Genomic DNA, 17,607 nt, shown 5'->3' with positions numbered 1-17,607 from the left:
GACAAGGGGCGCTGACCCGCCGTCCCTCAGCTCCTGGGGGTGACCTCGTACAGCCGGAACGAGTTCGACCGTGACCACTCGCGGCTCGGACGCCAGCCGCGGGTTGCGCGCAGCAGCCGCACCCGCCCGGTGGCCAGCAGCGCCGCCTCCTCCTCGGGGTTGCCGTAGACGATCCGCATGCGCCGCGGATTGCGGTCCACCGAGGCGATCAGGCGGTCGACGACGTCGGCGAACACGGCGCCGCGGAATGGGTTGTAGAGGTAGACGACGGTGACGTCGTCGGGCAGGTCGACGGTGCGCGCGTCACCCTGGAGGAGATGCACCTCGGGGCACCGGAAGCGGTCGCGCAGCGTGGCCACGTTCCGCTCGGCCACCGTGTGCAGCGACTCGGACAGCTCGACGCCGTACACCGCCCGGAACGGATAGTGCAGGGCCGCCTGCAGGACGATCCGCCCCTTGCCGGAGCCGAAGTCGACGAAGACGTCGTCGGGCCCCACGCTGCTGGGCGGGAGGATGCGGCGCAGGCTCAGCACGCCGGCGGGTAGGTAGTGCATGCTGTGCGGATCGGTCACCCCGGCGTCCGCGGTGCTGACCAGGCCCTCGGTCTCGACGCCGTAGCGCCGGTCGAACATCGCCGTCTGCACCGCCCCGCGAATCCGCACGTACGGCGGCTTCACGAGCGTCGCGAACACCAACTTGATCATGGTTGCCTCCGCCGTCGAGCAAGGCCGGGCCGCAGGACCGCCCCTGCCCGGGCCGCGCGCTGAGCCGTCGCGAGCAGGCGCGACCCCGCCGACGACCCGCGGGCGAGGTCGTAGGCCCTGCGGACCAGCGGTGACGGGATGAGCTCCAAAGGTTCCGGGCACAGGTACGGCGAGCCCCCGAACCGGAGCTTGTACCGGTCCATGCCGGCGAGGTCGTCGGGCCGCGGAGGCTGCGGGCCGAGCACGGCCGGCACCGACTCGGGCAGCAGGCCGCCGAAGTCGAACCAGCGGTAACCGGCGCTCCTGCCCCAGAGCATCGCCGTCCAGAAGACCGCGGCCGACACGTTGAGACGCGAAGCCTGGTCGCTGCGGTCGAGGCCCATCAGCCGCGAGCGGAGCACCGAACCGCAGCCGGTCAGCAGGCACATGGCGACCGGCCGACCGTCCACCTCGCCGACGAAGGCGGCGAGGTGCCCGTCGGCGGCGAGCTCACGGTGCATCACCTGCAGGTAGTCGAGCCCGAACGGGGTGAACCCCTGGTGCTCGGCTGTCTGGGCGAGCAGATCGGCGAGCAGGGGCAGGTCCGTGCTGTCGCCCTGCCGGACCGTGACCCCCCGCTTGCCCCACACTCGCGTCCACTGCTGCAACCGGCGACTGAGTCCGCGGCGCAGTCGCTCCTCGTCGGCGGTGAGGTCGACGTGCACCGACGCCCGGGGCGCCACCTCGGCTGCGGAGGGCCGGAATCCGGCGTGCCGCAGCGCCCCGGCGACGTCCTCCCCGTCCTCGGGGGGCTGGACGAACAGCATCCGGGTGTGGCGGACCGCCAGGTCGCGCAGGCCCCGCGCGACGGCGTCGGCGACCTCGGCCCGGCCCGCGACTCCCGGGGCGACCAGCGGGCCGTAGGGGACGTAGCCGATCTCCCCGACGAGAGGCAGCCGCCGCACGAGCACCTGGGCGCCACCGACCACCTCCCCGGACTCCTCGACGAGGACGTACCGGGCGCGGTAGCCGGCCTGCGAGCGGACCCGCGCCCAGGCCGACAGCTGGGCGACGTCGGCCGTCGGGCACGACCGCACCAACCGGTCCCATGCCTCCAGGCGCGTGCCGCCCGGATCACCGCCGACGGTCAGGAGCCGCCCTTCCTCCACCCGTGCCTCCACGGTCAGCAGAAGTACCGGTAGAGGGCGGCGCCCGCCTGCGCGGTCACGGCGTCGGGCACGGCCGGGTCGGTCAACAGCGTCGTCATCTGCCGGAGGGTCTCCTCGACGTCGTCCCGGCGGCCGTGGGGCGGCCCGCCGGCGTTCAGGGTCTGGATGCGGCTCTCCTGTGCGGCCCACTTGCGCTTGTAGGCCACCAGCCCCGGCTGGTCGAGGTCGGACAGCCCCCAGTCCAGCCACCGCAGACCACGTCCGGCGGCCCACTGGATCAGCGCCCAGTGCAGGGCGTCGTTGGGTCGCAGGTGCAGGTGCTCGGCCTGCGAGGCCCCGAACTTGTAGTAGACGGTGTCCTGCCACACCAGGTACAGCGCCCCGGCGACGGGCACCCCGTCGACCAGCGCCAGGGCGGTGCGGACGCCGTCGTCGGGGGCGAAGGCCTGTGGATCCGGTCGAAGAGCTCCTGCGGCTGGGCCAGCAGGCGGTACTTGCGCTTGCGCAGGCCCACGTGCAGGCCGTGCATGACGGCGACCGCGTCGGCGTCGGCGCTGAGCACCACCTCGACCCCGGAGCGCTCGGCCTTGGCGATGTTGCGGCGGGTCTCCGGTCGGAAGGAGCGGAACAGGTTGTCGGGGGCGGCCTGCAACGAGGTGCGGTGCCAGGCCGCCTCCCCGGTCACGGTGAACCGGGGATCGGCGGCGGCGGGGGAACCGGCCAGCGCGCGGAGGGTGAAGGGCAGGTCCCCGGCCAGCGCGTCGGCCGACACCGCCCTCCACTGGTCGAGGTCGGCGACGACGGGGTCCGCCCGGTCGCAGAAGGGCAGCGCCAGGCGCCGCTCGCCGCGCAGGTCCCTGACGTCGGTCCAGGCCAGACCCGCCTCGGCCCGGCCGTCGGCACCGATGAGCACACGGGCGTCGGGGGTGAAGCCGTAGGTGTCGCAGACGGCGGTGATCCACGGGGGTGACGTGAACAGGCTCCCGCCCGGTCCGGTGGCGAGGGCTCGCCAGGCCGGATCGGTGCGCGGGTCGACCGTGCGGACCGAGCTCGTCACCGCGCACCGTCGCCACGGAGCAGGGCCGGCACGGTGCGCAGCAGGATCGCCAGGTCTCCGCGGAGGGTGCGGCTGCGGACGTACTCCAGGTCGAGGCGGAGCATGTCCAGCGAGCCGAGCGTGCTGCGGCCCCGCACCTGCCACAGGCCGGTCAGACCGGGGGGCACGGCGAAGCGCTGCTGGTACTCGGGCGGGAACAGGTCGGCCTCCCACGGCAGGCAGGGGCGCGGGCCGACCAAGGTCATGTCGCCGCGGAGGACGTTCCACAGCTGGGGCAGCTCGTCGAGGCTGGTGCGGCGCAGGAACCGTCCGGGTCGGGTGATCCGGCGGTCGGCGAGCTTGGTGCTGCCGTCCTGCCGGGTGTCCGTGCCGGCGATCTCCGCGGCGATCAGCGCCCGGAGCGCCGCGTCGTCGCCCTCGTTCCGCATGGAGCGGAACTTGTAGAGCACGAACGGCACCCGCCCTCGGCCCACGCGCTCCTGCCGGAACACCGCCGGCCCGGGGCTGTCCAGCCGGATCCACGCCGCCAGGCCGACCGTGAGGGGCGCGGACAGCACCAGCAGCGCCGAGGAGACGACGAGGTCCAGGAGGCGCCGGGCCACGCGGGCCGCGGCGGGCTCGGGCGTCGTCATCGTCGTTCCTCCCGCGCCTCCCGGCTCACGACGCGATCGACGTGGTCGACGGCGTCATCGGCGCGACGAAGTTGGGGGCGACCGCCGAGCTCGCCGCCACGGCGTCCGTGGCCGTCAGCGTGCGCACCACGTCCAGTCCCCGCTCACCGGGGGTGTCGGGCCGGGTTCCGTTGCGCACGCAGTCGACGAAGTGGCGGTCCTGGAGCAGCAGCGGCTCCTGGAACGGGATGTAGGGCGACCGGATGTCACCGGTGCGGTAGGAGACCGGGTGCCCGTGGGCGTTGAGCGGGTCGTCGATCGTCTCCAGGTCGACGCCGATGTCGTAGATCCGGATGCGCTCGTTGTCCGAGAGGTCGTCGTAGACGGCCATCATCTTCTCGCCGACCACGGTCACCTGCCGGACCTTCTGCGGGCTGAGCCAGCTGACGTGCACGAACGCCTGCACGTCGGTCCGCTGGAAGTCCAGCCGCAGGTAGGCGACGTCAGCCTGCCGGCGGTGGAAGTTGCGGTGCGCCCACACCGACGTCGGCGCCGGCATCTCGTCGAGCAGGTAGGAGACGATCGAGAGGTCGTGCGGCGCGAGGTCCCAGATGACGTTGACGTCGTCCTGGTAGCGCCCGAGGCTCAGTCGCGACGTGTTGACGTAGAGGATCCGGCCGAGTTCCCCCGACCGGACGATGTCGCGGAGCTTCCAGACGGCCGGGTTGTACTCGAAGGTGTGGCCCACCATCAGCTGCACCTGCCGCGCCGCGGCCGTCTCGACCAGCGCCTCGGCGTCGGCGACGGACGTGGTCATCGGCTTCTCGACCAGGACCGACCGGCCGGCGTCGAGGGCCTGCATCGCGATGGCCGCATGGCTGTGCGGCGGCGTCGCGATGACCACGGCGTGCACGTCGTCGAGGACGTCGTCGAGCCGGGCGGCCAGGCCGACGGTGGGGTGGTGCGCGGCGGCGTCGGCCAGCCGCTCGGGCCGGCTGTCGACGACCGACACGTCCACCGACGGGATGCTGCTCAGCACGCGCACGTGCTTGGCGCCCCAGTAGCCGTAGCCGACGACGGCGACCCGTACGTCGCCCTTCTGTGCCCCCATCGGTCCTCCGGATGTGCTCGTGACAGGTCCGACCATGGGATGTGGTCCCCCTGCCACGCGCCGGCGATCCGGATGCGCGACACCACCAACGCGGTCCCCGTTGCACTTCGACCCTTACGGGCGGCGGGTCCAGCGTCAACTCGAAGGTCAGCTCACCAGCAGGTTCACCCGAAAGCGCTGCGGCGACCCGTCAGCCGGTCGACGTCCCCGCGGCGTCGCCGGTGGCAGTACGGTCCTGAGCCAGGACAGCGTCACGTCCCCGTTCTCACACCCCTGTCGCGCGCTGCCACGGCGTAAGACACTGCCACCGCAGGTCGAGGGTGGGGGAGCGTCATGGCCGGTGTCATCGCGCCCTCCCCTGTGGATGACAAGGGTCAGCCGTCGGCGGAGCAGTTCGACGTCTTCATCTCCTACAGCCACGCGGCCGACGGTCACCTGGCACCCGCCCTGCAGTCGGGCCTGCAGACGCTCGGGAAGCCCTGGTACCGACGACGAGCGCTCCGGGTCTTCCGGGACAAGACGTCCTTGTCGGCGACGCCGCACCTATGGACCACGATCGAGTCGGCCCTGGACGGCAGCAGGTACTTCATCCTGCTGGCTTCCCCGCGGGCAGCCGACTCCGAGTGGGTGCAGCGGGAGCTGGCCTGGTGGCGGACGCATCGGAACTCGCGCACCCTGCTCATCGGACTCACGGACGGTGACATCCGCTGGAACCCCGCGACCCGTGACTTCGACTGGGCGACCACGACTGCCCTTCCGAAGGCGCTGGCCGGCTTCTTCGACGACGAACCTCTGTGGGTCGACCTCCGTCAGGCGCGCGACGACCAGCACCTGTCCCTCCGCGACCCGCGGTTCCGCGAGAACGTGGCAGAGCTCGCAGCTCCGCTGCACGCCGTCGGCAAGGACGAGTTGATCGGTGAGGACGTCGTCCAGCATCGGCGCACGATGCAGACGGCCCGGGCCGCCGTCGCGATCCTCGTCGTCCTCGCCGTCGCGGCCACCGTCGCAGGCATCGTCGCCGTGCGGCAGGCCGCCGAGACTGCGCGCCAGCGGGATCTCGCCGAGGCCCAGGCGAGAGTGGCCACCTCACGGGCACTCGCCGCGGAGGCGTCGGCCCGTCGCGGCGGTGAACTCGACCTCGCCTTGCTCTTGGCGGTCCAGGCCAACGGTGTTGAGCCGACCGTGCAGGCTCGTGAGGCCCTGCTCGGCACGCTCACCGCGCGGACGGAGGTAGTCGATTACCTCCGCCATCACGTGGCACCGGTCTCCGGGCTGGCCTTCAGCCCGGACGGTCGCTTGCTCGCGTCCGCGGACCGGACGGGCGACGTGGTCCTGTGGCACGTGCCCGAGGGGCGAAGCAGTGGCACGGTCGTGGACCTGCCCGAGGAGTTCCTGAAGGGGCTTGCCTTCAGCCCCGCCGCAGACCTGCTCGCGGTCGCCGGTGCGGCCCTGACCCTGGTGGATCCCGAGGCCGGGACCACCGTCGGCACGCTGGACATCGGCAACATGACCATCGACGCCCTGGCTTTCGACCAGGACGGGACCCACCTTGCGGCCGTCGGATGCGCGCTGGTGGACAACTTCTGCTCGACCGGGCTGCTCAAGGTGTGGGATGTGCCCTCACGCCGTCTGATGCAAGACCTCGTGCTGGATCCCGAGCTCGGTCTCAGTGCCGTCACCTTCGATCCGGCCGGTGACGTGGTGGCGACCGGCGGCGCCGGGGGAGATGTGATACTCGTCGCCCTGCACGGCGCCACAGCGCCGGTCCGTCTGCCGCACCACCACCCGGACGAGGTCGAAGCGCTCGCCTTCACCGATGACGGCGACCGACTGGTCTCGGCGAGCGGGTCGGCCACTCCGGTACCGGATGGGCCCTCCGGGCCTGCCACGCCAACCGTCGTCACGTGGGACCTGGGCGCCCGTGCGGTCCTGCGGTCGCAGGAGCTGCCGCTGATCTCGCAGGGTGGCGTGGCGGTGACCATCGCGCTGGGGCCGGGCGGCGAGAGCGTCTTCACCGTCGGGGACCATCACCAGCCCTGGTTGCACGACACGGCGGGGAACCCGCTGCACGACGGTCCGCTGATCGGTCATGGCAGCACCGTGTGGAGCGCCGCCTTCAGTCCGGACGGCGGCTTGCTGGCCACCGGTGAGGAGAACGGGACGATCCTGCTCTGGCGGACGGCGGAGAGCGGCTCGTCCGCCGGCCGCCTGGTGCAGCGCCGGGGTGTGCCCGGAACGGTGGCCTCGGCTGTCGCCGTCAGCTCCGATGCCGCGACCGTCGCAGTGGGTGACTGGGACGGCGTCACCCTGCTGGACGCGACCACGCTCACGGAGCGCGTTCGCGTCGATGCCGATGCCTTCCACGGAGCGTCGGATCTCGCCTTCGGGGCGGATGATCGCGTCCTGGCGGTCGGCAGCACGGACGGCGAGGACAACGGTCTCGGCAGCATCGCGGCCGGTACCGCGCAGGCGGAGGTCCTTCTGCTCGACGCTGCAACCGGTCGACCCAGACGGGATCCGGTCACCTTCCCCGGCCATCTGTATGACGTCGCGTTCCAGCCGGGAACGGACTCCTTGGCCGTCGCGCTGCTGCCCGAGAACGCGTCGGCCGACGATGTCGGACGGGTCGTCTTCCTCGACGCGGACACCGGGACGTTCGACGGTGAGTTGCCGGGGGAATTCGAGTCGGTTCGAGAAATCGCCTTCAGCCACGATGGCGCCCTGCTCGCAACAGGACACCCCGGCGGGGTCGTGCGGGTCTGGCGGGCGGGGGACCGACAGCTGGAGGCAACGCTGACGTCGGCCGACCGGGCCGACGTCACTACCGTCGCCTTCGACCCGTCGGGACGCCGGCTTGCCCTGGGGACGAGGCAGTTCGCCATCATCCAGGGCGACGACGGGACCACGACCTACCCGGAGGCCGAGCAGACCGTCGAGGTCTGGGAGCTGAGCTCCGAGCCGCAGCGGGTGCAGCAGCTGGCCGGACACCCGGGACGGGACACGACGTCGGTGGCGTTCAGCCCCGACGGCGAGGTGCTGGCGGTCGGTGGCGGCTTCCTCAGTGGCAGTCCCGACGGACCGCTCGGCCTGTGGAGCGTCGACACGGGGGAGCCGGTGGTCTCGCCACGCAACCTCGTCTCGGAGGTCACCGGGATCGCAGTCGCGACAGCCGCGCCCGGGTTCCTCGTGGCCGCCGGGGACGCGAACGGCGTCGTCCTCACCCAGCTGGACGTCGAAGTCTGGATCGAGGCCGCCTGCGACCTCGCAGGCCGGGATCTGACCGACGAGGAGTGGATGACCTTCGTCGGCACCGAGCTCCGCCGCTCGACCTGCTGAGGGGGTGGCCCGCGATGGAGTTGTCCGCCCGAGTCGGGGTCGTGCCCGCCGGCGTCCGCGTCGACCCGGCCACGGACCCGCACGCTCAGGTGTTCATCAGCTACGCCCGGGAGGACGAGGCAGTGGCCCAGCGCCTGCGGGAGCTGCTGCACGGCGAGGGCTGGGACGTCTGGTGGGACCGCGACCTCTACGTCGGGACGACGTGGGAGCAGCACCTGCTGCAGGTGCTGGAGGGCTGCCGGGCGGTGGTCCTCGTCTGGTCCGCCGCTGCCGCCGCCTCCGACTGGGTGGGGCGCGAGATGGCCGCGGCGGCAGGGGCCGAGAAGCTGCTCCCGTGCGTGCTCGACGCCACACCGGTGCCGCCGCCCTACGACGCCCTGCAGTTCGCGCCGTTGCAGGGCTGGACCGGCGACCGGGGGCACCCGGCCCTTCCCGGATTGTTCGCGGGCCTGGAGCGGCATGTGCTGCCCTCGCGCATCGAGACGGTGCGGCCGGGCTTCGACACGGCGTGCCTCGGCCCGGAGATCGACCTGCCCGGCATCCCGGGCGTCGGCGACGAGCTGCCCTACCTGCACTTCAGCGTCGTGATGAACCCGGCACGGCGGCTGGCCTGGTACGTCGCCTCGGAGGTGCGCCCGCAGAAGACGCCCCCCGAGCGGCCGGTCAGCTGGTCGCCTGACCCGACCCTGTCCCGCCTCTTCCAGCCTGCCAACCAGCACTTCACCGGCACGGGGTTCGACCGGGGGCATCTCGCGGCAGCCGCGTCCGTCGGCTGGGGTGAGCCGCGCCAGGCCGAGATCGCCGTCCGGCAGGCCTTCTACTGGACGAACATGGCGCCGCAGGCGGCGAACGTGAACCGGTCGACCTGGCTGGCGCTCGAGCAGCTGGAGCGGCGCCTGGCCGAGCGGCACGGCGCCGTGGCGGTGTTCGGCGGGCCGGTCCTCGACCCGCAGGACCCGCTGCACGTCGTCACCAACGAGACCCGCGGCCGGATCCGCGCACGTCAGACCTTCCGGCTGCCCCGCGCGTTTTGGAAGGTCCTCGTGTGGTCCGCCGGAGGCGGCCTGCGCTCGGCGTGCTTCGACCTGCCCAACGTCGACGCGCCCGCCCTGCCCGTCCGGCGGCCTGTCGACGAGATCGAGGCCGTGACCGGCCTGGACTTCCCGCCCGAGGTCCGGGACGCCGTGCCGGCCGACGCCGCCGAGCTCCGGACGTAGCGGGAGGGGGAGACATGAGCGGCATCCCCGTGGGACGGCGCCCCTTCCACGCGTTCCTCAGCCACGCCCACGTGGACGCCGCGTCGGCGGAGCGGCTGGTCCGGTGGCTGAAGGAGGTCGCCGGCGTGCCGGTCTGGTTCGACGCCGACAACCTGCCGGCCGGGGCCTTCATCTCGACCCAGCTCGCCGGCGCCATCGAGAGCTGCCGGTCGATGATCCTGCTGCTCTCGGAGCAGGCGATCACCCGCGGCTGGGTGCAGGAGGAGTACAGCGCCGCGATCAACCACCGAACGCAGTACCCGGCCTTCCGGATCATCCCCGTGCGGCTGGACGACGTGCAGCCGCCGGGTTTCCTGCGTGCTCGGGGAGTACGTGCAGGGCGACCCCGTCCAGCGCGAGATCCTGCGGGCGGTGGGCGGGGCGAGCCTCGTGCTGGCGGACATCTCGGGCGAGAGCCCCAACGTCCACGTGGAGGTGGGCGCCGCCCGCGTGGCCGACGTCCCGGTCCGGCTGCTCCGGCAGGGACCGCCCGCGCGCCCCGTCTTCATGCTGCGCGACCAGCAGGTCTGGGACTACCGGAGCGAGGCGGACCTGCTGGGCCGGGTGGCGCAGATCAGCTATCCGTACCGGCGGTCGCTGCTGCGTTCTGGTCGTCTGTGACGCCGGCCCGCTTCAGCAGCTCGCGCTCCATCCGATCGGCCCAGGGGACGTCGTCGCCGCGACGGCTGCGCGCCTCCCGGATGTAGCGCAGGTTCTTGGCCGTCGATTCGGGTTCCCAGACCTCCCGGACCACGGCCAGCGCCCGGCCGAGGCTCTGCCGCGCCATCTCCTCGTCCCTGATCAGGACCGCGTACTCGAGGCGGGTGGCGTGGTCCCAGTAGTCGGCCTGACCGGAGGCCAGCCGGCGCTCCACCGCGTAGGCCACCACCGGCAGCAGGTGCTCCCGGCGCGGGTCGGGAGGCTGGTGGATCTCCATGAGGCTGCACGCGTTGATCCCGGGGTAGGCGTCCCGCCAGTCGGCCTCGAACCCGGCGAGATACGTCTCGAGGGCCTTCTCGAGCTGTCCCTGGGCGAGGAACTCCTCGCCCTTCGTGTAGGCCTCTTCCCACGCATCCTTGTAGACCCGGCCGAGGATGCCGTACGTCTCGCTGCTGGGCCCCCGCTCCGCGATCAGTGCGAGCAGCACGCGCTCCGCCTCGTCCCGGCGGCCCAGCCGGTTGAGCGCGAAGCCCAGTTGTTCGCGCACCAGCGGCGTACCGGCCAGCGGCCGCGGCATCCGCTGCGCCAGGGACACCATCTCGTCGTAGGCCTTGACGGCGCGGTAGGACAGGTAGAGGTCGACGAGGATGCCCGCCTCGACGTCCTGCAGGTCACCGAGCTCCTGCTCGGCCGCCCTGACGGCCTGCTTGCCCTTCTTGCGTGCGCCCTCCAGGCGTTCCTTCCAGGCCGCCGAGTAGCGGACCTGGTCCCGGAAGACGTCGGTCTTCAGCCGGTCGATCTGCGGGAAGCCCTCGACGAGCTGGAAGACCGGGCTGTCCACGGACGCGTCGCGGGCGGCCACGAGGCGCTCGGTCAGGGTGGCGCGGGACGCGTCCAGGTCGGTCGGCTCACCGGCTCCGGTGAGCGCGTACGGGATGCCCCGATCCAGTTCGACGTCGAAGGGCAGTCGCTGGCCGGCGGCGAACACCAGCACGGTGGAGTAGGGGCGGACCGCGTGCCGGACGCCGAGCTCGTAGAAGACGTTGGCGTTGGCGAAGGTCAGGTCGGCGACGGCGTACTCGCACAGGATCAAGCGCTCGAACATCGGCTTGTGGATGATGCCGCCGGTGACCTCCTCGTCGGCGCGCAGCGGCTCGAGGCCTGCGGCGCGGACGGCCGGTGCGATCAGGTCGCGGTAGACGGCGTCGAAGTCGATCGTCGCGCCGGTCCCGTCCGCCTTGCGGCCGAAGGGCATGAGGACGAAGCACAACGGGTCGGGGGTTCGGTCATGGCGCCTTTCCGTCCTGAGGGCCTTCGGCGGGCGCGATCTGCGACGTCAGCTGGCCCCACTGGGCCTGCTCCCGGCGGAACACCGCTTCCGAGCGCTCCACCCACTCGGCGGCATCCTCCTCCGCGGAGCGCGCGGCGCCAGGGCTGCCGGCCTCCCGGCGCCCGGCGACCCGGAGGGCACGGACCGCGTCGCCGTAGATCTTCGACTGCTGCTCGAATGCGTACAGCGCGCTGTACGCGGTCACGGCCGCGCCCGCCGCCGGGAGCACCGTGGCGAGCACCGGCCAGAGCCAGGCCGGCCCGACCTCCGTCCCGGCGAGCGCGCCTGCGGCTGTCGCGCCCCCGAGGAGGACGGCCACCAGCGCCATCGCCTGGCGGCGGCGCGATCGAACAGCGTGGTCCTGAGCTTGTAGAAGCGGAGCTGATCCTCGACCCGGTGCGCCCGGTAGAACGCCTGGAGCTCCTCCGTCCGGCCGCTCACCGTGCCTCCTCGGCGTCCACGATGTCTTCGACGGCGTACCGCAGGCGTTGGGCGCCGTGGGGTTCGGCGTAGGGCCCCACCCGCCCCAGATACAGGAAGAACTCGCTCTTGATGCGCTCGGCCTTGAGCCGCGCGTCCAGGTAGCGCTGCTGAGCGCGGCTGCTGCTCACCAGCGCCGCCACACCGGTCAGGAGACCGGTCACCAGCGCCTGGCCACCCGCGAGGTACTCGTTGCCGCCGCCCTGCGCGGCCTGGAAGGCGCCCAGCGTCGTCGCCACCAGCCCGCCGAGGATGAGCGTCGTCCGCTGGCGCCAGAACCGCTGCTGGAGCAGCTGTGCCTCGTGGTCCAGCAGCCGGAAGGGCTGCTCGAACTCGTCGACCCAGAGCCGCAGGTCGGGTGCGAGCTGGGGGTACTGCGCCTCGGCATCCGGCGGGACGACCGGCCAGTCGTCGGGCCAGGCGGTCGCCGGGTCGGGGCGCCACCAGAAAGGTCTGGGAAATCTCGCGAGCAGTGCCGGGCGGTCCATGCACGGATACTGCACCGCGGAACACCGGACGGGCCGCTCGTCGCCGACTGGTTCGGCCGAGGTGTGTCGCTTCCCGGACCCGTCACACGCCTCGCAACCGCTGCTGGGCGCGTGCCAGTGAAACGGCGATCTGGTCGGCGTGGCTCTCCGCGGGCACGACGACGTCGGCGGGCAGCTTCTGGAGCAGGTCGTCCACGTCGTCGTATCGCACCAGGAGGTCGATGTCCTCGAGGGTCAGCGAGTTGATCAGCGTGAGCGGCAGCTCGATCCCCGACCGCGCGATGGGGACCACCGGTACGAATCGGTACTGCCGGCGCACGTCGAGGATCTCCGACCGCACCTCCTTCGCGTTGGTGAAGTCGGCGACCACGAAGCGGGACAACCCGGCGAGGACGACCACCGTCTCGGCGTAGTCACGCGCCGAGGGCCGCTCGAAGTCGAACAGCACGGCGACGTAGCCGAGGCGCTGCAGGTCGGCCCGCAGCGCGTCGAGGACGGACTTCTCCGCGGGTGCGAAGCTGCCGAGGAGGAGGACCAACTTGGAGGTCACGGTGTCGAGGACCTGACGGACCCCCGATCCGTCCAGCATCAGCGCCAGCAGCTGCGCGGTGTGCAGATCGTTGGTGCGCAGGGGCGCCGTCCGCCTGTTGCGCACGACGACCAGGTCCTGCTCGGTGGACTCGTCAGTCGTGACCGCCCAGGTCGAGGCGCCGTAGACCTGCACGTCGACCAGCCGAGCACCCTCCAGGCGGCACTTGACCAGGGACGCGTATCGCAGATCGGCGCCCCGGAAGTTGGTCCGGCGGCACGTGCGTCCTCCAGCACCGCGAAGCGCAGCCACGCGTTCGTCAGATCGGCCCCGGTCAGGTCGGTGTCACGGAGGTATGCCCGGTGGAACCTTGCGCCGGACAGGTGCGCTCCGCGGAACGTGGCGTCCCGCAAGGTGGCGACCTCGAAGTTCGCCCCTTCCGCATGGGCTCCGTCGAAGTCCGCGCCACGGGCGTTGGCGTGCTCGAGATTGGCGCCCTCGAGGACGGCGCCCGGAAGTTTGGCGTCCTTGAGGTGCGCGTGTTCGAGCTGCGCCCCCGCGAGCCGGGCGCCCGACAGGTCCGCGCGCACCAGGTCTGCGCCGTTCAAGTGGGCGCCCTCGAGTTCGGCTCTCGAGAGATCGACCTCCTCGTGGTTGGTCCGGGCGCGGTACCTGTTCCACTGCTCGACGCCCTGCTGGAGCAGAGCGAGGTGCTCGGCATCGGCCATGTCCAGCTCACCGCGTCCGGCGCCAGAAGGCGAGACGGCTCCCGAGGTTCCGCACCCCTTCCCACACGGCGCGGGGTCGCAGCCGCTGCCGCATGCGCTCGTTCCAGGCCCGGGACCTGCGCCAGAACCGGTGACCGCCGAAGCGCAGCGAGTCCGCGAGCCGCGAAGCATCGCCGGAAGTCATCTCCGCAAGAATCCGCCGGAACGGCCAGTCCTGGACCGGCGTGCAGCTCGCCCGTGCGTGGTCGGGCAGGGCGTCGGCCAGATCGTGCTCCGTCATGCGGTAGCCCGCCGCCATCAGGGCGTACGCCTCGTCGTCGGAGAACGCGTCGAGGTCGGTCCGCAGCTCGGCCAGCAGCCGCTGGACCTCGCGATCGATGCCGTAGGACCGCTCGGCACCGGCCGTCTCGTCGTCCTCGGGGCGCCACGGCTCGCGGGATCCGCGCCAGTCCCGCGGCGGCGCTGCCAGGCCCTTGGTCAGGTGGATCCCCATGAATCCGCGCAGCGTGCCGGCGCGGACACGGCTCAGCAGGTCGCCGTACTGCGAGCCTCGGACCCGCTTCATCAGCACGTCGTTCGACCGCTTCAGCACCGAGACGAATCCCCTGTCCGGGTCCTCCTCGTCGCGCAGCTGACCGCTGGCGTCGCTCACGAGCAGCACGGTGCAGTCCTGCTCCAGCAGGCCGGCGACACCCTGGTTGTCGTGTACGCCACCGTCGACGAGCTCCACGTCGAGGCCGTCATAGAGCCCGCTGATCGTGATCGGCGGGAAGATCCCGGGCACGCAGGCGGAGGCCGCCACCGCCTTGCCGAGAGCAGGAGCACGGAGGTCGCCGGTGTCGGGGGCGTCGGGGTAGTGCACGCGGCGCAGTCGGCGGCTGGCATCCATGCGGGCATCGAGCGTGCTCGGCGGTTCGCCCATCGAGGTCGCGGTGAACTGCCACGAGTGACCGGTGTTCAAGGTGGTCGCGTTGAGCACGAGCACGGGCACCTTCGCGGCGCGCATCCAGTTCTCGTAGCGGAGGCTAAAGCCCTCTTCCTTGCCCGCCGGGACGACGAGCAGATCCGGCATGCGCCACGGCGTGGCCGATCTCCGCAGCCGGCTGTAGAAGATCTCCTCGAACAGCTCACCCGCCCGGTCGGTGCGGGAGTACGACGGCAGGGTCATCCTCGCGGTCGCGGCCGGGCTGGCGGCCAGTTGGCCGCGGAGGTTCTTCCGGACGCCGTTCAGGAACTCCTCGGCCAACTCTCGGACGAGATCGACGTAGGCACCGTCGGTGATCTCCGCGTCCGGCGTCCGCTGGAGCAGCTCGCGGAGTTTCAGGTAGTAGTACGCGCCGACGATCGAGCCACCGGAGACGCAGGACAGGACCTCGACGCGGCGGAGCACGTCGCACTCGGCCAGCCGGGCCAGCACACCGATGTGGAACAGGGAGGCGCGGAAGCCTCCACCGGACAGCGCCAGCCCGACCTTGCCGGTGGCCGCGCGTCCCGCCGCCGCTGCGCTCCCGCCGACGAGCGCTCGCAGCGCCTGCTGGGCCAACGGGTCGTGGGCGAATCCGCGGAGCCTGGACAGCGTGGCCAGCTGGGTGGCGGTCGACTCCTGCCGCCAGACCTCCTGGTGGTGGGCCGCCACGGCCGTGAAGTGCTCGTGCGCGCGCGCGAACTCACCGAGACCGAAGGCGGCCTGGCCGCGGGTGGCCTCGTCCCAACCTGGGTCGCCGCCCGGCGGAGCCTGCAGGATCTGCTGCCGCAGTTCGTCGGCCTCCCGCCGCCGCGCCTCGGCGCGGGAGCTGCCGCCCAGCGACTTGTCCTCCAGCCCGGCGAGCTGGTCCAGCACGAAGGCGGCGTTGATGCCGGCGTACAGGCGCTCCGGGTGGTCCTGCTGCGCGAAGCCCCGCCGGTAGCAGTAGAGGGCGTTCTCGAGGTCCACGCGCTTGGCGTCCACCTCCCACCGCCGCTTGTAGATCGCGCCCGCGATGCCGAGGGTCTCGGCATCGGTGCTCTCGGTCAGCGGCCCACTGCTCGTCAGGATCTCGAGCGCGCGGTTCAAGCGACGCCAGGCGGGCAGCTCGAGGTCCTTGTACGTGCACAGTGCGTGCTGCTGCCGGAGCCACTCGCTGTCCGGTCCCTGCTGGCGGACGCGGCTCAGCAGCCGCCGCGCCAGGTCGAACTGGTGGTGGTCGCGCAGCACGGTCGCGAGTGCCGCCCGCTCGTCCGGGCGCCAGGTGCCGTCGAGCGCCCGGCCGGCGACCGTCGTCAGCATGTCCGTGGCCACCGCCGTCCGGTGGCTGTTCCGGAGCCCGTCCGCGAGCTCCTTGATCATGGCGGCGGAAGCGTCGTCCCCGCCGCTGACCGCTCGAGCGCGTTCTTCGTCGTCCATCGCGACCCTCCCCCTGCGGCCGGCAGCTGCGGGACTTCCTACACCGGGAAGGAACGCAGGTCAGCGGGGTCGGTCGCCTCTCGGACGGCGGCCGAGCGGACGCGCGGCCGGTCCATCCGGATCGTCAGGGGAGCCCAGCCCTCAGTTCCTGGTCCAGTCGAGCAGCTGCTCGGCCGGCCAGGTGTTGACCACGCGCTCGACCGGCACACCGGTCTCGATGGCCCGCTCGCAGCCGTTGCCCTGCCAGTCCAGCTGACCGGGGGCGTGCGCGTCGGTGTCGATGGCGAACTCGCAGCCGATCTCGACGGCCAGGCTCAGCAGGCGCTTCGGCGGGTCCAGCCGCTCGGGACGGGAGTTGATCTCGACGGCGGTGCCGAACTCGGCGCAGGCCTCGAACACCGCCTGGGCGTCGAACTCGCTCTCGGGCCGGGGGCGCTGGGTGCCGTTGCGCTGCCGGCGGCCGATCACCAGCCGGCCGGTGCAGTGCCCGAGGACGTCGGTGTGCGGGTTGGCGACGGCGGTGAGCATCCGCGCAGTCATGGCCTTCGCGTCGGCGCGCAGGTCGGAGTGCACGCTGGCGACGACGACGTCGAGCCGGCCGAGCAGCTCGTCGGTCTGGTCGAGGCTGCCGTCGACGTTGATGTCGCACTCGATGCCGGTGAGGATCCGGAACGGCGCCAGCTCCTCGTTGAGCGCGGCTACCTCGTCGAGCTGGCGCTCCAGCCGCTCGGGGGAGAGGCCGTTGGCGACGGTGAGCCTGGGGGAGTGGTCGGTGAGCGCCATGTACTCGTGGCCCAGCGCCATGGCCGCCTCGGCCATCTCGCGGATCGGGCTGCCGCCGTCGGACCAGTCGGAGTGCGTGTGCAGGTCGCCGCGCAGGGCCGCGCGGAACGCGGCGACGTCGTCGGCCATCGGGACGAGCTCGGCGTGCGCCTCTTCCAGCTTGGTCAGGTACTCGGGCACCTGGCCCTTGTGCGCCTGGACGACGACGGCCGCGGTCTTGGGTCCGACGCCCTTGAGGTCCTTGAGGGTGTTGGTCCTGATCTTCAGGTCGAGCGTGGCCTCGTCGAGGCTGTCGACCACCGCGGCGGCGGTGCGGAACGCCTGCACGCGGTAGCTGGGCTCGCGGGCGCGCTCCAGGAGGAAGGCGATCCTCCGGAGCGCGGCCGCGGGCGGGAGGGGAGCGCTCAGCTGCGGGCCTTCTTGAGCTTCTTGTCGGCCTTCTTCTGCGCCTTGGCGGCCCGCTTCTGGGCCTTGGCCAGGCTCTTCTCGGTGGAGTCGGCTGCCCGCTTGGCCGCCTTGCGGGCGCGGTAGCCGACCGAGGGCTTGCCCTCGGTGTCGACGGCGGCCAGCAGCAGCCCGCCCAGCATGCCGGTGTTCTTCAGGAAGTTGGAGATCTGCCCGAAGCGCTCGGTGGGGTCGGTGTGCTCCCAGAAGCGGTGCCCGGCCAGCGTGGTGGGCACGATGGACGCCGACAGCACGAGCGCGGTGAGCCGGGGGAACTTGCCCAGCCCGAACAGGGTGCCGGCGACCACCTTGACCGCGGCGTCGGCCTTCACCCACTGCTCGACGTCCTTGGGCAGCTGCACCGGCAGCTGCTTGTCGGCCGTCTCGGCGATCTTCTCCACGACCGGCGCGGCTCCCGGAACGCGGTCCTGCGGCTTGCGCAGGGTGCTGATGCCGCCGTAGACGAACGGGGCGGCGAGCAGGGGCCGGGCGATCCGGCGGACCAGCATGGTGACCTCTTTCCCTCGGTACCTGGAGTGAGTCGGGGCGTGCAGTGCCC

Annotated in this window: 16 protein-coding genes and 2 pseudogenes; 4 read left to right on the top strand and 14 right to left on the bottom strand. The window is 72.1% G+C overall.

Translation table 11 applies throughout. The features are described 5' to 3' along the window. Positions 1–26: 26 nt before the first annotated feature. The 6 genes from MVA48_RS14440 to MVA48_RS14415 are packed head-to-tail and all read right to left on the bottom strand — an operon-like array spanning position 27 to position 4,631. A complete protein-coding gene (locus tag MVA48_RS14440) occupies positions 27–704 on the bottom strand; it encodes a methyltransferase domain-containing protein (protein WP_246981360.1) in 678 nt (225 codons plus the stop codon). Continuing rightward, positions 701–1,852 carry a lipid II:glycine glycyltransferase FemX gene (locus tag MVA48_RS14435; protein ID WP_246981359.1) on the bottom strand — a complete coding sequence of 384 codons (1,152 nt, stop codon included), beginning with the start codon at positions 1,850–1,852 and terminating at the stop codon, positions 701–703. Before MVA48_RS14435 ends, MVA48_RS14440 begins: the two co-directional genes overlap by 4 nt. 14 nt (positions 1,853–1,866) lie before the next feature. Further along, complete coding sequence (locus MVA48_RS14430) at positions 1,867–2,247, bottom strand: GNAT family N-acetyltransferase (RefSeq protein WP_246981358.1); 381 nt, start codon at positions 2,245–2,247, stop codon at positions 1,867–1,869. Next, positions 2,130–2,909: a hypothetical protein gene (locus MVA48_RS14425; RefSeq protein WP_246981357.1), complete on the bottom strand. Its 780-nt coding sequence runs from the start codon at positions 2,907–2,909 to the stop codon at positions 2,130–2,132. Before MVA48_RS14425 ends, MVA48_RS14430 begins: the two co-directional genes overlap by 118 nt. Next, entirely contained in the window at positions 2,906–3,541 is a 636-nt protein-coding gene (locus tag MVA48_RS14420) for a sugar transferase (protein WP_246981356.1), read from the bottom strand. Before MVA48_RS14420 ends, MVA48_RS14425 begins: the two co-directional genes overlap by 4 nt. A gap of 25 nt (positions 3,542–3,566) precedes the next feature. Then, positions 3,567–4,631, bottom strand: coding sequence for a Gfo/Idh/MocA family protein (locus MVA48_RS14415; protein ID WP_246981355.1), 1,065 nt, complete (start codon positions 4,629–4,631; stop codon positions 3,567–3,569). Between the two features lie 333 nt (positions 4,632–4,964). Here MVA48_RS14415 and MVA48_RS14410 point away from each other — a divergent pair, with 333 nt between their 5' ends. The 4 genes and pseudogenes from MVA48_RS14410 to MVA48_RS14400 all read left to right on the top strand — a co-directional run bounded on the left by MVA48_RS14410 (position 4,965) and on the right by MVA48_RS14400 (position 9,844). Further along, positions 4,965–7,967: a TIR domain-containing protein gene (locus MVA48_RS14410; RefSeq protein ID WP_246981354.1), complete on the top strand. Its 3,003-nt coding sequence runs from the start codon at positions 4,965–4,967 to the stop codon at positions 7,965–7,967. 14 nt (positions 7,968–7,981) lie between these two features. Continuing rightward, on the top strand, positions 7,982–9,184 hold the full coding sequence (locus tag MVA48_RS14405) for a DNA/RNA non-specific endonuclease (protein ID WP_246981352.1): 1,203 nt from the start codon (positions 7,982–7,984) through the stop codon (positions 9,182–9,184). Positions 9,185–9,198: 14 nt separating this feature from the next. After that, positions 9,199–9,528 (top strand): annotated as a pseudogene (locus MVA48_RS24250) (toll/interleukin-1 receptor domain-containing protein); the annotation flags it as partial. Positions 9,529–9,541: 13 nt separating this feature from the next. Continuing rightward, positions 9,542–9,844, top strand: coding sequence for a hypothetical protein (locus MVA48_RS14400; protein WP_246981350.1), 303 nt, complete (start codon positions 9,542–9,544; stop codon positions 9,842–9,844). Here MVA48_RS14400 and MVA48_RS14395 read toward each other — a convergent pair. The 8 genes and pseudogenes from MVA48_RS14395 to MVA48_RS14365 all read right to left on the bottom strand — a co-directional run bounded on the left by MVA48_RS14395 (position 9,798) and on the right by MVA48_RS14365 (position 17,557). Next, complete coding sequence (locus MVA48_RS14395) at positions 9,798–11,138, bottom strand: TRAFs-binding domain-containing protein (protein ID WP_246981348.1); 1,341 nt, start codon at positions 11,136–11,138, stop codon at positions 9,798–9,800. The genes MVA48_RS14400 and MVA48_RS14395 overlap by 47 nt on opposite strands. A gap of 31 nt (positions 11,139–11,169) precedes the next feature. Further along, positions 11,170–11,745: an SLATT domain-containing protein gene (locus tag MVA48_RS23550; RefSeq protein ID WP_256461173.1), complete on the bottom strand. Its 576-nt coding sequence runs from the start codon at positions 11,743–11,745 to the stop codon at positions 11,170–11,172. Further along, on the bottom strand, positions 11,651–12,181 hold the full coding sequence (locus MVA48_RS14385) for a DUF4231 domain-containing protein (protein WP_246981345.1): 531 nt from the start codon (positions 12,179–12,181) through the stop codon (positions 11,651–11,653). The genes MVA48_RS23550 and MVA48_RS14385 overlap by 95 nt, the downstream gene beginning before the upstream one ends. Positions 12,182–12,263: 82 nt before the next feature. Continuing rightward, positions 12,264–13,022 carry a pentapeptide repeat-containing protein gene (locus tag MVA48_RS14380; RefSeq protein ID WP_246981344.1) on the bottom strand — a complete coding sequence of 253 codons (759 nt, stop codon included), beginning with the start codon at positions 13,020–13,022 and terminating at the stop codon, positions 12,264–12,266. A 41-nt stretch (positions 13,023–13,063) separates the two neighbouring features. Next, positions 13,064–13,438 (bottom strand): annotated as a pseudogene (locus MVA48_RS24245) (pentapeptide repeat-containing protein); the annotation flags it as partial. Between the two features lie 7 nt (positions 13,439–13,445). Then, a complete protein-coding gene (locus MVA48_RS14375; RefSeq protein ID WP_246981343.1) occupies positions 13,446–15,821 on the bottom strand; it encodes a tetratricopeptide repeat-containing protein in 2,376 nt (791 codons plus the stop codon). A gap of 141 nt (positions 15,822–15,962) precedes the next feature. Then, the gene (locus MVA48_RS14370; protein WP_305852332.1) at positions 15,963–17,012 is read right to left on the bottom strand and encodes a PHP domain-containing protein; all 1,050 of its coding nucleotides are present in this window, start codon (positions 17,010–17,012) and stop codon (positions 15,963–15,965) included. Further along, positions 17,009–17,557: a DoxX family protein gene (locus MVA48_RS14365; RefSeq protein WP_246981342.1), complete on the bottom strand. Its 549-nt coding sequence runs from the start codon at positions 17,555–17,557 to the stop codon at positions 17,009–17,011. The genes MVA48_RS14370 and MVA48_RS14365 overlap by 4 nt, the downstream gene beginning before the upstream one ends. Positions 17,558–17,607: the final 50 nt, after the last annotated feature.

The organism is Blastococcus sp. PRF04-17, from assembly GCF_023016265.1.
GTDB lineage: Bacteria > Actinomycetota > Actinomycetes > Mycobacteriales > Geodermatophilaceae > Blastococcus_B.
The sequence above is the reverse complement of the archived record's forward strand: the minus strand, read 5'-3'. Positions and strand labels throughout refer to the sequence as shown.

Coding starts and splice junctions, on each gene's coding strand:
- MVA48_RS14440 (WP_246981360.1), bottom strand. CDS start 704: ATGATCAAGTTGGTGTTCGCGACGCTCGTGAAGCCGCCGTACGTGCGG.
- MVA48_RS14405 (WP_246981352.1), top strand. CDS start 7,982: ATGGAGTTGTCCGCCCGAGTCGGGGTCGTGCCCGCCGGCGTCCGCGTC.
- MVA48_RS14395 (WP_246981348.1), bottom strand. CDS start 11,138: ATGCCCTTCGGCCGCAAGGCGGACGGGACCGGCGCGACGATCGACTTC.
- MVA48_RS14375 (WP_246981343.1), bottom strand. CDS start 15,821: ATGGACGACGAAGAACGCGCTCGAGCGGTCAGCGGCGGGGACGACGCT.
- MVA48_RS14365 (WP_246981342.1), bottom strand. CDS start 17,557: ATGCTGGTCCGCCGGATCGCCCGGCCCCTGCTCGCCGCCCCGTTCGTC.
- MVA48_RS14420 (WP_246981356.1), bottom strand. CDS start 3,541: ATGACGACGCCCGAGCCCGCCGCGGCCCGCGTGGCCCGGCGCCTCCTG.
- MVA48_RS14415 (WP_246981355.1), bottom strand. CDS start 4,631: ATGGGGGCACAGAAGGGCGACGTACGGGTCGCCGTCGTCGGCTACGGC.
- MVA48_RS14385 (WP_246981345.1), bottom strand. CDS start 12,181: ATGGACCGCCCGGCACTGCTCGCGAGATTTCCCAGACCTTTCTGGTGG.
- MVA48_RS14410 (WP_246981354.1), top strand. CDS start 4,965: ATGGCCGGTGTCATCGCGCCCTCCCCTGTGGATGACAAGGGTCAGCCG.